The organism is Arcobacter vandammei, assembly GCF_016106035.1.
Taxonomy (GTDB): Bacteria; Campylobacterota; Campylobacteria; order Campylobacterales; family Arcobacteraceae; genus Aliarcobacter; species Aliarcobacter vandammei.
In genome coordinates this window covers 43,265-58,957 of the sequence record NZ_JADKPZ010000007.1, presented here as the reverse complement: position 1 = coordinate 58,957, position 15,693 = coordinate 43,265, and the positions used below count along the sequence as shown (strand labels likewise).

Annotated in this window: 15 protein-coding genes; 5 read left to right on the top strand and 10 right to left on the bottom strand. The window is 27.3% G+C overall.

Going from position 1 to position 15,693, the window contains the following annotated elements:
- Positions 1 to 23 precede the first annotated feature (23 nt).
- Positions 24 to 767 (bottom strand): thioredoxin fold domain-containing protein, encoded by a 744-nt coding sequence (locus IQC44_RS05170; protein WP_198305284.1) that lies wholly within the window; start codon positions 765 to 767, stop codon positions 24 to 26.
- A 61-nt stretch (positions 768 to 828) separates the two neighbouring features.
- On the bottom strand, positions 829 to 1,701 hold the full coding sequence (locus IQC44_RS05165; protein WP_198305283.1) for a LysR family transcriptional regulator: 873 nt from the start codon (positions 1,699 to 1,701) through the stop codon (positions 829 to 831).
- Between the two features lie 99 nt (positions 1,702 to 1,800).
- On the opposite strand from IQC44_RS05165, the gene IQC44_RS05160 reads away from it, so the two are divergent.
- Positions 1,801 to 2,820, top strand: a complete 1,020-nt coding sequence (locus tag IQC44_RS05160) for a YeiH family protein (RefSeq protein ID WP_198305282.1) — start codon at positions 1,801 to 1,803, stop codon at positions 2,818 to 2,820.
- A gap of 39 nt (positions 2,821 to 2,859) precedes the next feature.
- Here IQC44_RS05160 and IQC44_RS05155 read toward each other — a convergent pair whose 3' ends face one another.
- Positions 2,860 to 3,759, bottom strand: coding sequence for an AEC family transporter (locus IQC44_RS05155; protein ID WP_198305281.1), 900 nt, complete (start codon positions 3,757 to 3,759; stop codon positions 2,860 to 2,862).
- 3 nt (positions 3,760 to 3,762) lie between these two features.
- A complete protein-coding gene (locus IQC44_RS05150) occupies positions 3,763 to 4,134 on the bottom strand; it encodes a winged helix-turn-helix transcriptional regulator (protein ID WP_198305280.1) in 372 nt (123 codons plus the stop codon).
- A 130-nt stretch (positions 4,135 to 4,264) separates the two neighbouring features.
- Between IQC44_RS05150 and IQC44_RS05145 the strand changes: the two genes are divergently transcribed.
- The 4 genes from IQC44_RS05145 (at position 4,265) to IQC44_RS05130 (ending at position 8,735) form a co-directional block, all read left to right on the top strand.
- Entirely contained in the window at positions 4,265 to 4,849 is a 585-nt protein-coding gene (locus IQC44_RS05145) for an NAD(P)H-dependent oxidoreductase (RefSeq protein WP_198305279.1), read from the top strand.
- A 15-nt stretch (positions 4,850 to 4,864) separates the two neighbouring features.
- A complete protein-coding gene (locus IQC44_RS05140; protein WP_198305278.1) occupies positions 4,865 to 5,494 on the top strand; it encodes an NAD(P)H-dependent oxidoreductase in 630 nt (209 codons plus the stop codon).
- A gap of 53 nt (positions 5,495 to 5,547) precedes the next feature.
- On the top strand, positions 5,548 to 7,044 hold the full coding sequence (locus IQC44_RS05135) for a hypothetical protein (protein ID WP_198305277.1): 1,497 nt from the start codon (positions 5,548 to 5,550) through the stop codon (positions 7,042 to 7,044).
- A 98-nt stretch (positions 7,045 to 7,142) separates the two neighbouring features.
- Entirely contained in the window at positions 7,143 to 8,735 is a 1,593-nt protein-coding gene (locus IQC44_RS05130; RefSeq protein ID WP_198305276.1) for an ABC-F family ATP-binding cassette domain-containing protein, read from the top strand.
- 25 nt (positions 8,736 to 8,760) lie between these two features.
- On the opposite strand, the gene argC is transcribed toward IQC44_RS05130, so the two are convergent.
- The 6 genes from argC to IQC44_RS05100 form a co-directional block, all read right to left on the bottom strand.
- Entirely contained in the window at positions 8,761 to 9,714 is a 954-nt protein-coding gene (argC, locus tag IQC44_RS05125) for an N-acetyl-gamma-glutamyl-phosphate reductase (RefSeq protein ID WP_198305275.1), read from the bottom strand.
- Between the two features lie 70 nt (positions 9,715 to 9,784).
- Entirely contained in the window at positions 9,785 to 10,279 is a 495-nt protein-coding gene (locus IQC44_RS05120; RefSeq protein ID WP_198305274.1) for a redoxin domain-containing protein, read from the bottom strand.
- Positions 10,276 to 11,934: an efflux RND transporter permease subunit gene (locus IQC44_RS11665; protein WP_198305273.1), complete on the bottom strand. Its 1,659-nt coding sequence runs from the start codon at positions 11,932 to 11,934 to the stop codon at positions 10,276 to 10,278. The genes IQC44_RS05120 and IQC44_RS11665 overlap by 4 nt, the downstream gene beginning before the upstream one ends.
- On the bottom strand, positions 11,931 to 13,490 hold the full coding sequence (locus IQC44_RS11660; RefSeq protein WP_198305272.1) for an efflux RND transporter permease subunit: 1,560 nt from the start codon (positions 13,488 to 13,490) through the stop codon (positions 11,931 to 11,933). Before IQC44_RS11660 ends, IQC44_RS11665 begins: the two co-directional genes overlap by 4 nt.
- Positions 13,483 to 14,208, bottom strand: coding sequence for an efflux RND transporter periplasmic adaptor subunit (locus tag IQC44_RS05105; RefSeq protein WP_198305271.1), 726 nt, complete (start codon positions 14,206 to 14,208; stop codon positions 13,483 to 13,485). The genes IQC44_RS11660 and IQC44_RS05105 overlap by 8 nt, the downstream gene beginning before the upstream one ends.
- Entirely contained in the window at positions 14,208 to 15,599 is a 1,392-nt protein-coding gene (locus IQC44_RS05100) for a TolC family protein (protein WP_198305270.1), read from the bottom strand. Before IQC44_RS05100 ends, IQC44_RS05105 begins: the two co-directional genes overlap by 1 nt.
- Positions 15,600 to 15,693: the final 94 nt, after the last annotated feature.

Below are 15,693 nucleotides of genomic sequence, written 5' to 3'. Positions count from 1 at the left end.
GGGATTTAACAACAATTTAATAATTAATTTAAATCTACTTCAATACCGTAAGATTCCAATAAATCAATCCAAATGATACTATTTCCATCTTTATCAAAAAGGCTAGGAGTACTTTGAATATTTAGTTCTTGAGCTAAATTTATATGTTCATTTAGCTTTTTCTCAAGCTTATCTAACTCAGTTTTTGAATATTTCATATTTTTAATTTTACTTAAATCATCTCCAATATTAAACTCAAACATAGCATCTATTTTTTGGTGATTTGTCTTTTGCCCCATAATATAAAGGCTTAAGTTCTTTGCATTTTCATGAAAATCAAGTGGATAGAAAAATATTTTAATTTTTACCTTATCTTTAATTTGTGGAAAATATGCTTCAAATTTCTTGCAATATTGACATTCTGGGTCTGTAAAGAGAATATATTCATCCTTTCCATTTCCATAAGTAAAAGCCTCTTTATTTTTTAACTTAGTTAAATCAACTGGTGTAGAAACTTGATTTCCAGATTTAACATCAACAACAACACCTGAAATAAGATAGTTTTTATCTTTTGTTAAAAAAATCTCGTCACTATTTCCTTTTACATTTATACTTAACATAAATAGACTTCCAATATCAAAAGCTTTGTTTATTTTTATACTATTTTTTTTAAGAAGTTCTAACTGCTCCAACTTTTGAGCTTCACTTTTTGAAAGCTCTTTTAGTGCTGCAAAACTATAATTTGCAAACAAAAATGTAAGCAAAACAATTTTTAAAATATAAGACATAATTATCCTTGGGAATTTTTTCGGTATTGTATCTATTTATTATTTAGATTATGTAAAGTAGCTAGGAAACAAATTTATCTTTTAAAAACTTTACAAAAGTTTCAAAAAGGAGGTTTCTATTTTTTTCTATATGGTAGATTAAATAAAACTCTCTTTTTAATTCCAAATTTTTAAGTTTTATTTGAAATAATTTTTTTTCATCTAGCTCTTTTTTTACAATTACTTTTGATAAACTTGTTACTGTATCTTTATTATTTAAAACAATAGTTTTTATCTCTTCAAAATCTTGTAGTTGCATAAAAATATCTAATTCTTTTGATATATTCCCAATTTTATTCATAAAAATTTCTCTAGTTCCACTTCCAGTTTCTCTTAATATCCATCTCTTTTTTATGCTATCAATAAAGGCACTTTGAGGATAATTCTCATCACTTGACACTACAATTAATTCATCATCTGCTAATTTTTCTTTTACTAAACTACTATTTTGTGTATCTACTTCTATAAGACCAATATCAATCTCACCTTTTTGTATTTCATCTATAATTTTACTTGAATTAATAGTTAAAATATCAAGTTTTACATCTTTATATTTTGATAGAAAATCATAATAAATATTTGGCATTATGTAGTTTGAAATAGTTTTACTAGCTGCTATTTTTATATTTCCAGCTAATTTATTCTTCTTAAAAATTGTTGTTGCATCTATAAGAGATAAATAATAAGGAAGAGTTTTTTCTTTAAAATATTTTCCTCTTTCATTTAATATGAGTTTTTTCCCAATTCTATCAAAAAGTTGTTCATCTAGGCTATTTTCAAGTGATTTAATAGCAAGTGATATGGCTGATTGACTTATATTTAATTCATTTGCAATTTGTGTAACTTGTGGATTTTCGCTTAATTTATAAAAAAATTGTAGTTCTTTTAGAGTCATACTTTTCCTTATTAAAAATATTTATTATTATATTTAAAATAATATATTTTACAAATTAATAAATTAGAGTTATACTTGAGAAATAAAAGGAGTTATATTATGAAAATTAATAATAAAAAAATAATAAATACTTTTTATGGAGTAATATTCGTATCTTTTTTTGCATTGATTTCAACAATTTTATCAGAAGTTGAAATTTTCAAGAAATTGGGAATTAGTCCACTTATTATAGGAATAGTTTTAGGTGTTTTTTATGCAAATAGTTTGAAAAAAAGATTTTCTATTTTTCAAGATGGAATAGTTTTTTCTACAAAATATATTTTAAGATTAGGAATAATTTTATATGGTTTTAGACTTACTTTCCAAAATCTCCAAGAAGTTGGATTAAATGGTATTTTAATAGCATTTTTTATAGTTTTTCTTACTTTTATTTTTGGCTATATTATTGGAACAAAAGTTTTAAAAATGGATAAAGAGTTAGCTATTTTATGTAGTGCTGGAAGTTCTATTTGTGGAGCTGCAGCTGTTATGGCAACAAGTGGTGTTCTTAAAAATGAGGCTTATAAAAGTGCAGTTGCTGTATCCTTTGTTGTTATTTTTGGAACAATTGGAATGTTTTTATACCCTTTTTTAGTTAAATTAGGATTACCTCCTTTTACAAATTCACAAATTGGTATTTATATAGGAGCAACACTTCATGAAGTAGCTCATGTTGTTGGGGCAAGTAATGCTTTGGGTGAAGTTGTATCAACAAATGCAATTATTGAAAAAATGATTAGAGTTATTTTTTTAGTTCCTTTTTTGATTTTATTATCATTTTTCTTGATTAAGGGAAACTCTAATATAAAAAAAGATAGAGGAAAAATAGTTATTCCTTGGTTTGCAATATTTTTTATAGTTGTAGTTGGATTTAACTCTTTTGGTTTCTTAGAAAAAAATATTGTAGAAAATATTAACTTTTTAGATACTTTTGCTCTTACTATGGCTATGAGTGCTTTGGGAATGGAAACTAGTATAGATAAATTTAAAAATAGTGGAATAAAACCATTTTATCTATCTTTTATTTTATTTATTTGGCTAATTATTTTTGGATATTTTTTGGTTTGGTTTTTTATGTAAAGTAGCTAAGATAAAGGTAAAATTTATTTTACCTTTATCTTATATTAAAATAGAAAACAGATATGTTGTTGCAAATGAGATTAAAATTCCATATCCAACTATTGCAGAACTTAGTCTTGGTGCAAGTCCTGCCATAGCAGCTATTGCACCAGCAGTAATCATAGGAGCCATTGCTGCTTCAAGAATTGATACTGTTGTTGCTAATCCTTCCCAATTAAATATTTTACAAACAATAATAGCAACAATAGGAGCAAAAATAAGTTTTACAAGTAGTCCAACTGTAAAAGGTTTTAGCTCTTCTCTTGGAAGTTTTAGCTGCAGTTGAAGTCCAGCAGCTACAAGTGCCACAGGAACTGTTGTAAGTGCAAAAGCTTCAAGGACTTTTGTAATTGTTGGATGAAACTCAACTCCTACAAAAAATAAAGCTATAACCAAACATAAAAAAGGAGGAAAAGTAAGTACTTTTATAGTTATAAGTTTAAATGTAACTTTTGTTTTACTTGTATAAATTGATACTATAAAAGTCCCATATATTGCAAAGGCTAAGAATGTTCCTAGTTGGTCATATACAAGTAAAAATGGCATAAAATCGTCATTTGGTAAATAAGTATCTAAAAGTGGAATTCCTAAGAATGAACTATTTGTCAAAATTGCAACAAGCATTAAAGCACCAGTTACTTCTTTGCTAAAATCAAAGATTTTTGATAAGAAAAGTATCAATAAGGCACTTAATGTCATAACAATCCAAGCTATAACAACTGGAATCATAAGCTCAAAAGAGAAGTTTATTTTTGGAGTTTGTAGTAAAACAATAGCAGGATATGATACATAAAGTACAAATTTATTTAATGCAACAGAGCCATCTCTTTGCATAATTCCCATACGATTTAGCATATATCCTAAAAAAAGTGCAAATAATATAAGTAGTATATTTTCCATTTTTTACTCGCAAATATTTGTTTCACAAGAGTTTGTATATGTTATCTCTCCAAAGTTCTTAACATAAGAGATACCCCATTTATGCATCTCTTGTAAAACAGGTTTTAACTCTTTTCCAATAGGAGTTAGACTATATTCTACCTTTGGTGGAATTTGTGCAAAACACTCCCTATGGATTATATTTTTTTCTTCAAGCTCTTTTAGTTTTATTGTTAGAGTTTTTTGAGTTATCTCATTTATTATCTCATTTAACTCTTTAAATCTTTTTTCTCCATCTAGTAAATGCCAAATAATAGCAAGTTTCCAACGGTCATTAAATATATCAAGTGTTACAGCAACACTACATTTATACTCTTTATCATTTATTAAATACATATTAATCCTTTAAACATAAGCAAAATTATATCAAAAAGTAGATTAATCTACTTTACTTACCTAAAGTAAAGTAAGAGAATATTAAGTCTAGTATAAATATAATTTTTAAATTTTTTAAATGGAGCAGAAGATGAAAAAAGTTTTGATTTTAAATGGACATCAATATTATGATGTAGTAGCTCGTGGTGAATTAACACAAAATATAATAGATAAAGCAACAGAGTTTTTTACAAAAAATGGTTTTGAAATAAAACATACAAATATTGAAAAAGGTTATAGTGTAGAAGAGGAGTGCGAAAAATTTGAGTGGGCAGATGCCATATTTTTTCAACATCCTGTTTATTGGATGGGTATGCCTTGGATTTCAAAAAAATATTTTGATGAAGTTTTAGTTCAAGGAAGACAATATGCAAGTGATGGAAGAAGTAGAAGTGACACTTCTAAAACATATGGAACAGGTGGACTTTTAAAAGGTAAAAAATATATGTTAAGTTTAACTTACAATTGCCCAAAGTCAGAGTTTAATAATATAAATGGATTTTTTGAAGGTCTATCTATAGATAAAGCAAATATTGCAACTCACAAAATTTTTCAGTTTTTAGGACTTGAAGCACTTAAAACTTACTCTATTCACGATATTTTTAAAGGTGATTTAGATTTAAACAAAGAGTTAGTAGAATTTGAAGAAGTTTTAAAAACTAATTTTTTAAAATAAAAAAAGGAGAAAATTATGGAAAAAACATTTAGTCAAGCTATGGATTTTAGACATGCTTGTAAGATATTTGATGAAACAAAGAAAATTAGCAATGAAGATATAAATTATATTTTAGAAGCTGGAAGAAAATCTCCTAGTTCATTTGGGCAAGAGCCTTGGAAGTTTTTAGTTATTACAAATGAGGAGTTAAAAGCAAGTTTGCGACCACTTTGCTGGGATCAAGTACAGATTACTTCTTGTTCTCATTTAGTTGTAATTTTGGCAAAAATTGAAGATGTTAAAGCAAATAGTAGTGAAGTTTTAAGAAAGTTTAATAGAAGAGGCTTACCACAAGATATGGTTGAAGCTTATATAAAAAAATATGCAAGCCATTTAAAAGATGATTTATCAAGTAATGAGAAAACTTTTTGCTGGAGTGCAAGACAAACTTATATTGCTTTAGGAAATATGATGACAGCTGCTGCAATAAAAGGAATTGATTCTTGTCCTGTTGAAGGTTTTGAAAAAGAAAATGTTGAAAAAGCTTTAAACCTTGATACAAATAAGCTTCAAGTTAGTGTTATATTGCCTTTGGGTTATAGAGTAAAAGAGCAGTCAAAACAGCTTAGAGAAAAACTTGAAGATATTGTAGAGTTTATAAACTAAGTTAAAAAATGATAAAATAATCAAATATACTCAAAAATAACAAAAGGCATTAGATGTTAAATGTTGGTGAAATCGAAAATTGGCTTAAAGAACATGGTATAAATAATTTCATAATCTCTGATGATTATCATGTTTCTGTACAAGGAAATGTTAATTTAAGTGATAAGTTAAATGGACAGAACTTACCTATAAAATTTGATAGAATTGAAGGATATTTCGATATTAGCAATAACAATATAACTTCGCTTGAAGGTTGCCCAAAGGTTGTTGTAAAAGATTTTAACTGTTCTAAAAATAAACTTATCTCACTTTTTGATTGTCCAATTGAGGTTGGAGAGTTTGATTGTTCTCATAATTTGTTGAAAAATCTATCTTATGGACCAAAAGAGGTAAAAGGAAATTATAACTGCTCTTTTAATGAATTAACTACAATAAAAGCAAGTCCAAGAACGGTAAAAGGTTTTTTTAAATGTAACGATAACAAACTTCCTTCTCTTGATGGAGGTCCAAAAAATATTGATACAGATTTTGACTGTTCTCACAATTTTATAGAAAGACTTCATGGTGGTCCAATAACTGTAAAAGGTAGTTATTTTTGTCATGGAAATAAATTAAGTGATTTAGAAGGAATTGCTGATGAAATTGGAGAAGATTTATCAACAGATATAAAGTTAAATAATCTTCCTTCAAAATTTAATGAAGAGGAGCAATTTTCAACTTATAATGGTAAGCAGGTAATTGCTCATCTATATAAACCAGTTGTATCTTTGGTAAGTAATGAAGATGTTATAGATTGGTTAAATAGATATGATATTAAAAATTATACAATACTAAATGATGGAAGTGTTGATGTTGCAGGTGATGTAAAACTTTCTGGAAGATTGCCAAACTTATATAAATTACCTTTAAAATTTAATATTATAGATGGGGATTTTGATATAAGCGAAAATGAGTTAGTCTCTCTTGAGGGAAGTCCTATTAAAGTAAATGGAAGTTTTCTTGCACATAAAAATGAGTTAAATTCACTTCGTGGAGGACCAAAAGAGGTAAAAGGAAGCTTTATTGTTTTGCACAATAATATAACTTCTCTTCAAAATTCACCAACAACAGTAAAAGGGGATTTTATCTGTTCACATAACCCTTTAAGAAGTTTAGAGGGTATTAATACAGTTTTTGGATATGTATTTACAGGTGTTTATATAGCAAGACTAAAATGTCAAAAATATAACTATAAAGGTGTTACAACTTATAAATATCCAGGTGATTCAGTAATGAAATATCTTGATGAAGAGTATATCTCTTTGACTGAAGAAGAGAAAGCTTTTGAGGCGACTAAGAAAAACTTAGAAAAAGTTATTAAAAAAATGTTAAATGCAAATACTTTAACAAAAGAGATGATAACAGACCAGCTTATAAAAAATCTTACAAAATATCAATTAGACCAATTAAAAATAAAGGTTCTATGGATTAAAAATCCACCAAATGAGGATAATAGTGAGGGTATTAGTGAAGATGAGATTATGAAATTAGCTTTTGAAAAAGAGCTATAATCATCTTCTTAAGATAGAAAAACTTTTTTTTGGATATAATCGCTAAAATTTAAAAAAATCAATCACAAAAAAACAATTAAAAAATGGAGTTATTATAAATGGTTCAAACAGTTAATTTGAAAAAAGCATTTGGTGCAAGAGTTTTATTTTCTGAGATAAACTTAAAACTTGACAGTGGAAAAAGATATGGACTAATTGGTGCAAATGGTGCAGGAAAAACAACTTTTTTGAAAATACTTTCAGGTCAAGAAGAGGCAACAGAAGGAGAAGTTCAAATCCAAAATGGTAAAAAAGTAGGGGTTTTATCGCAAAACCAATTTGCTTTTGAAAACTTTACTTTATTTGATACAGTTTTAATGGGAAATAAAAAGCTTTATGATGCTGTTAAAGAGAAAGAAGAGCTTTATTTGAGTCCTGAATTTACTGATGAGGTAAATAATCGTTTAGCAGAACTTGAGATTATTTGTTGTGAAGAAGACCCAACTTATGAGTATGATATAAAAGTTACAAAAATCTTAGAAGATTTAGGTTTTCCTTCATCAAAACATCAAGATTTAATGAGTAGTTTAACAGGTGGAGATAAAGTTAAAATTCTTTTAGCACAAGTGCTATTTCCAAGACCAGATATTTTGTTTTTAGATGAGCCTACAAATAACCTTGATATTGACACTATTGGTTGGCTTGAAAATCAACTTCAACACCACGATGGAACAATGGTTGTAATCTCTCACGATAGACACTTTTTAAATGCAGTTTGTACAAATATTTTGGATGTTGATTTCAAAAAAATAAGAGAGTTTTCTGGAACTTATGATGATTGGTATATAGCTTCAACACTTATAGCAAAACAACAACAAGCTGATGTAAATAAAAAACAAAAAGAGAAAGAAGAGTTAGAGAAATTTATTGCAAGATTTAGTGCAAATGCCTCAAAAGCAAAACAAGCAACTTCAAGACAAAAACAACTTGATAAACTAGATATTCAAGCAATTGAAGTTTCAAGCCGAAGAGATCCATCTATTATTTTTAGACAAAAAAGAGAAGTTGGAAAAGAGCTTTTAAGTGTTAAAAATATATCAAAATCTTATGGAGATAAAGTTGTATTAAACGATGTTTCATTTAGCCTTGAAAAAGGTGATAAAATCGCACTTATTGGACCAAATGGAGTTGGAAAAACAACTTTATGTGAAATTTTAATGGGTAATTTACAAGCAAATAGTGGAGAGGTTTTATGGGGAGCAACTATTCAAAACTCATATTTCCCACAAAATACAACTGATATTATAAATGGTGATTTTACTTTATATGATTGGTTAAGAGGTTTTGATAGAGAAGCTGATATTGGTGAGATTAGAAACTGTTTAGGAAGAATGCTATTCAACGGACAAGAGCAAGAGAAAAAAGTTGATTCTTGCTCTGGAGGTGAAAAACATAGAATGATGCTTTCAAAAATTATGCTAGAGCAGGGAAATTTCCTTGTACTTGATGAGCCCACAAACCACTTAGACTTAGAAGCAATTATTGCTTTAGGTGAAGGATTACATCAATATGCAGGTTCTGTTATTTGTGTATCTCACGATAGAGAGTTACTTGATGCTTATGCAAATAGAATAATTGAGATTCAAGCAGATGGAACAATCATAGATTTCAAAGGAAGCTATGAAGAGTTTATGGAGTCGAAAGCTTCTTAAAAATAAGGATTTAAAAATCCTTATTTTAGTTGTTTGCTATTTGCAAACCTTTTCTCTCTTCAAGTCCAAGCATAATATTCATACACTGAATAGCTGCACCACTTGCACCTTTTCCTAAATTATCAAGTCTTGAAATAACTACTAAATCAGTTTTATTTTCATAAATAGATATTTCTAGTGAGTTTGTATTATTACATTTCATTGGATTTAAAAAACCACTATCTAAATATTCATCATTATTTTCTATAATTTTTATAAATAATTCATCTTTATAATAGTTTTTATATACTTTTAAAAGCTCATCACGATTTAATCTTTTTTTCATTTTTTCTTTTTCAATATATGAAATTACAAGCATACCTTGTTTGAAATTTCCAACACTAGGTGTAAAAATAGGGGCTTTATTCGTTTTTAAAACATATTTCATCTCTGGTAAATGTTTATGATTTAATCCTAAAGCATAAGGTCTTTGACCTCCTAAAATTTCGAAGCTTCCATTTTCATAATCACTTATCATAGAGCTTCCACCACCGCTATAACCTGTAATTGAATGGCAAATAAGTTTAAAATTTTTTCCTAAAATTTTATTTCTAAAAAGTGGTTTCATAGCTACAATTAATCCACTAGCATGGCATCCTGGAACACAAACTCTTTTTGAATTTTTTATTTTATCTCTTTGTCTACTTGTAAGTTCAGGCACACCATAAACCCAAGAAGGGTTAGTTCTATGAGCTGTACTTGCATCAATTACTTTTACATTTTCATTATTTATTAAAGAAACTGACTCTTTTGAAGCCTCATCAGGAAGGCATAAAAATACTAAATCAGCACTATTTAATAACTCTTTTCTTTTTTCTATATCTTTTTTATCTTTTTCACTTATAGTTAAAAGTTCTATTTCATCTCTATTTTCTAACATTTCATGGATTTTTAATCCTGTTGTTCCATGTTGTCCATCTACAAATACTTTAAATTTCATTACAGCCCCTTTTTCCCTAAATAAATATTATTTTTTATAGTTTATCTAAAACTATCTTGTTTTGAACTTTTTATTTACTCCACCAAGCCCTAAAATATAGCCCAAAAAGAGAAGTGTATCCAACTTCACTAAACTTTAAATTCTGATTTTTATCATAAATAAGTGTTGTTGGAAAAGCTTTTATATTAAATTTTTTGCTTAATTCTCCATCCTCATCATTTACAACTCTAAAAGAGAGATTGTTTTTCTTCAAATATTGCTTTATTTCTATATTATTTCCTGATTGTGTTGATATTGTAATTACTTCATAATCTTTAGAAATTTTATCAATACTTTGCTCTTCAATAGCACATATAGGACACCAAGAAGCCCAAAAATGAACTATAAGAGGTTTATCATCTTTTACTTCATAAGTTGAGCCATCTAAAAGAGTAAAAGTTTTAATATCTAGCTTTTCTTTGTTTAAATCAAGAGCTTTAAAGTAACTTACAATATTTAAAACTATTATAAAAAGAATTGTGTATTTTATTAGGTTTTTTAAAAACTTTTTTATCTTTTCACTCATTTTGTAATCTTTTCTAAACTATTTCTAATAACAACTGGTACAAAAAACATAGAAACTATATAAGATATTAAAGTTCCACCAATAAGTGCAACTCCAAGCCCACCAAATACAGCATCATTTGCTATTAAAGAACTAGCAAAAACTAGAACTAAAACTGTTAAAATAATTGGTTTTGACCTTGTTGCAGTTGCTTTTGCGATTGCCTCTTTTATTTCCATATTATTTTCTTCAACCAACTGTTTTGAAAAATCAATAATAAGTGTTGAGTTTCTTGAGTTTATTCCAATAAGTGCAATAAATCCAATAAGGCTAGTTGCTGTTAAATAAAATATATCTTTTGTGAAAATATCCATAATAATATGGGCAAATATAACTCCAATAATAGAGATAAAACTACTTAAAACAATAGCACCACTAAGTGCAAAGTTTTTATAATAAACCACCATTAAAAGGAAGATTAAAACTAATGCAATAATAAATGCTAATCCTAAATCAATAAAAGTATCAATAGTAACTTGTAGCTCTCCATCAAAAATCAGCTCAAATTTTTCACCACTTTTTTTATCTTTAAACTCTAAATTTAGCATAGAAGTTTTGCTTACTTCAAAATCTTGGCTTAGAGTATCTATCATCTCATTTCTTGAATCCAAAAGTGGGTAAATCTGGCTATCATTTGATGTTTCAGCGATTACATTTATAAGTGGTTTTAGATTTTTTGATGTAAGTTCTGCTTCTTTTATGCTAGGTTTTATGCTTACAAGTTCTGAGATAGTTATCATTTGTCCTTGGTTATTTATTATCTTTAGACTATTTAACTTGCTATTTAGTGCATCTTTTGATGAATTATCAAGAAGTTTAGAGTCATCAAGTCTTAAGAAAATTGGGATCTGTTTTTGTGCATTTTTATCATTTACTACACTTACTTCCATTCCTTCAAAAGCAAGATATAGTGTAGCTTTTAGGTGTTCTAAATCAACTCCACTTATTATTGCTTTATTGCTATTTATCTCCAAAGCAAAAGTTTCAAAATCATCACTTGCAAGAATATCAATATCTACTAAAGTGTTTTGATTTTTAAATATATTTGCAACTTTTATAGCAAAATCTCTTCTGCTTTCAAAACTATCTCCACCATAAATTTCAGCAACAAGTGAAGCTAAAACAGGAGGACCAGCTGGAAGTTGAATAAATTTTATAACTGTTTCATATTTTTGGCATTTTTCTTGAACTACTGTTCTTAAAGAGTTTACAAGATTGTAACTTGTAATTTCTCTATCTTTAAATCTTTTGATATTTACCATAAGTTCAGCTTGATTTTCTTTACTCTTTAGCGAACTTTGTTTTACAAGACCTGCAAAATCTATGGGTTGTCCTTGAGAGATAAATGCTGAAATATTTGTGATATTTTCGTTTTCTTGCAAGTTTTGAACTACACAATTAACTACTTCTTTTGTCTCTTTTTTACTTGAACCATCTTTTAAATCTATATAAATAGAAAAAGTATCAGAGTCTTTATCTGGAAGCATTTTTGCTTTTAAAATCTCGCTTGGAAGTGTTAAAATACTCAAAACAAATAGGACTAAAGTTATAAAATATACTAAAAATATTTTTGCTTTGCTATTTAAAATATTTAAAATAAGTTTTTCTAATTTCATTTTTTACCTCCTAAAAACTTCTTAACTAAATATGGAGTAAATGCATAAGCAATAAATAGTGAAACAGCCAAAGATATAGGTACAAAAACAGGAAGTGGATGCATAAATTGACCCATCATACCGCCTACGAAAAACATAGGAATAAATACCATAATAATAGCAATTGTTGCTATATTTGTAGGGTTTCCTATCTCGTTTGTTGCATTTATACTAAGAGTTTCTAAATCCAAATCTGGATGTTCTTTTTTATGTCTATGAATATTTTCAATTACAATAATTGCTGCATCAACAAGCATTCCAAGAGATACAATTAGTGCAAAAAGAGTAATCCTATTTACAGTTTCACCCATTAAAAATCCAATAAATAGCGTCAAAGATAAAATCATAGGCACAGTTAAAGTTGCAATCATTGCCTCTTTAAATCCAAGAGTAAAAATTAGTAAGATGCAGATGATTACAATGGAAGTAAGCAAATCTTTTACAAGTGCATTAACTGCATTGTTTGCTGTGTATCCATCATCTCTTGTGATTGTAAATCTTACATTTTTTGCTAATAAATCATCTTTTATAGTTTCAATATAGGCAAATATATCTTCATTTATTGTTACACTATTTGCACCTTTTAGTTTTGAAGCACTAAGAGTTATTTGGCTACTCTCTTCAAAAACTCCATCTTTGTTTTTTAAATATATAAAAGCATCTTTTTTGTTTTGAATATCGTAAGATTTTGTAATATTTGCAATATCTTTTAAATATATTGGAGTTCCAAAATTGTAAGAGATTATTAAATTTTCTAAATCTTTAATATTTTCAATCCCTTTTTCTATAGAAAAAAGAGTATATTTTCCATCTTTTGTGTAGTTGCTTATATTTGGAGTGTTAAAGTTTAGTGCTTCAATTTGCTTAGAAACAAAAGCTAGTGATAGATTATATGCACTTAAACGATTTATATCTACAAGTACATTAAACTGCTCTTTTTTATCACCTTTTAGCTCAACTGAAGCTACATTTTTAATCTGATTTATCTTTTGAGTTAGAGGATTTACAATACTAAAAAGCTCACTTTGGCTTAAAATATCAACACCATTTTCTTTTGCACTATAAAAAGCAATTGTTGCTATTGGAATTGCTGTGTCTATATCCATAGTTTTTATTATTGGTTGCATCGCATTTTTTGGCATTAAATCCATATTTCTCATAACTTGGTCATATAGTTTTAGATTTGAATGCTCTTTATCTTCTCCAATATAAAATTGAACTTGTACAATTCCTACACTATCTTGTGCAAAAGAGTAGATATGTTCAACACCTTTTATCTCTCTTATTTTTCTTTCAAGTGGCTCTATAATAACTTTTTGTACTTCACTAGCTTTTGCATCAGGAAGTGCAACAATTACAACTCCACCACTTACTTTTATTTGTGGATTTTCCTCTTTAGGCATTATTAAAAGTGAAAAATAACCCAAAATTAAAATTGAAATTCCCAAAATAAAAGTCAAAGGGTGATTTATAAAAGCTTTTGCAATTTTACCTGCAATATTTAACTCTTTATTCATCTTTTTTGTCCATATTTATATAAACTTTTGCATACATATTTGGATAAATTGTAAAATCTTTTTTATCAAAAGAGATTTTTACAAAAAATGAGTGTGCATTTGATACCATATTTGGATAAATTGCTATGATTTTCCCAAGACTTTCAAATTCTTGAGATGGAATTTGCACTTTTACTTCTTGATTTAGTTTTACATTTTTTAGATTTGATTCAGCAATATTTGCTTTTATAATAAGCTCATTTAAATCAGTTAAAATAAGATGTGGCATCGCCATTGTTGCCATTTCACCCTCTTTGATTGACTTTTTTATTACAAGTGCATCGTTTGGTGCTTTTACTTTTAAGTAATCATATTGGGCTTTTAGTTCGCCTTGTTTTGCTTTTGCTGTATTTAAATTTAGTTCAAGTTGTTCATACTCATATTTTGAGATTAGATCTTGATCTAAAAGATTTTTATATCTTTTAAGATTTGTTTGCAGATTTTTTACTTGATTGTTTACAATCTCACTATTGTATGAAATATCAGAAGGGTCAATTTCATATAAAATTTGTCCTTTTTTTACTATATCACCTTCATTTACATACACTTTTTTTATATATCCCATCATTTTACTTGAGATTACTTTTTCATTTTGTGACTCAACAATTGCATCTAATTCCAAATAGTTTGCAAAAGCCGATGATATAAATAGTGTTAAAAATATTAATTTGTTTCTCATTAATTATCCTTGTTGTTTATATTTTCTTCTAAACTTTGCCCTAAAACTAGATTTAGTTTTGCTAAAGCTAGGCTATTTTCATATTTTGCATTTAAAAGCAAAGTTTGTGATTGTCTGTAATTTGTCTCTTGATTTAAAAGTGTTGTCATAGAAATCAGTCTATTTTTGTATTGAAGTTTTGCCTGTTCTAGTACCTCAAAAGCTAGTTCTTTGGCTTCAAGTTTCTCTTTTAAAAGGGCTTGTTTTGATTTGTAAGTTAAAAGTGCTTTTTCAAGCTCTAGTTTTATTCCATCTTTTAGTTTTTCTAAATCAAGTTTTGATTTTAGCTCTTCAAGTCTTGCCTTTTCTACTTTTGTACTTCTTGTTCCATCAAAAATGGCTATTGAAAGGCCTAAAACTGCTGTATAATAATCCTTATCAGAATTTAGAGTAAAACTATTATCATTTACTCCATACTCTAAATGTGCAAAAGCTTGTGGATAATATGCAGCTTTTTCTACATCAATATTTTTTTGATTTGCCTTTATAGCTATATTTTGAAGAGTCATTTCATCTCTTTTATTTAAAGCTTGATTATATAAAAGAGAGTTTTCACTGTTTTTGAGTGAGTTTAAATCAAAATAGATATTATAAAACTCTTCTACATCGCTAATATTTTCATCTCCTGAAAGATATTTTAAATATGCAAGTGCCAAATCAAAGTTATTTTGGGCTTCAATGAGTTTTGAATTTATATTTAACATATAAACTTTTGCTTCATTTACATCAATTTTTGTTACAAGTCCATTTTTATGAAACTCTATTGCACCTTTTTCTATAAAACTCATCTGTTCTTGTGCTTTTTTCATAGTTTGCACAAAATCTTTTGCTAAAACTGCACCATTATAAGCTTGAAGAACTTCAAACTCAAGATTTTTTTTGTCAAGTGTGTATAGAGTTTTGTTTGCTTTTTCAAGAAGATTTAAAATATCTGCTTGATTTTGCATAGAAAAACCCATAAAAAGTGGAATATCATAAGCTAATTTTGTATTTATATTTGTTCTTGCGTTTGGGTAGTTTAGATTTTTTGGCTCAATATTTAGTGAATTTGGATATTGATTTTCCATAAAATCACCAGCTCCAAAATCATCAAAAGTGGCTTCCCTGCTTGATAATTTTCCCATAAAAACATATCCAGCATGATTTGTTCTACTTATTTCACTATTTAGAGATAATTTTCCAAAATTTGCATAGTTTAACTCTTTACTATTTTCTTGTGATATTTGAATATTTATTTCTTGTTTTTGTAAATCTTTGCTATTTTGAAGAGATTTTTCTAAAATCTCTTCAAAACCAAGAGTTTGTGCAAAACATAAATTTGAAATTAATAAACTAAGATAAATTTTTTTCATAATTTATTCCTAAAATTTTTGAAAATTATAGCCTAAATAACAATATTTTATCTTAAGAATTATAAACAAAAATTATAATTATAAAATTTTATTT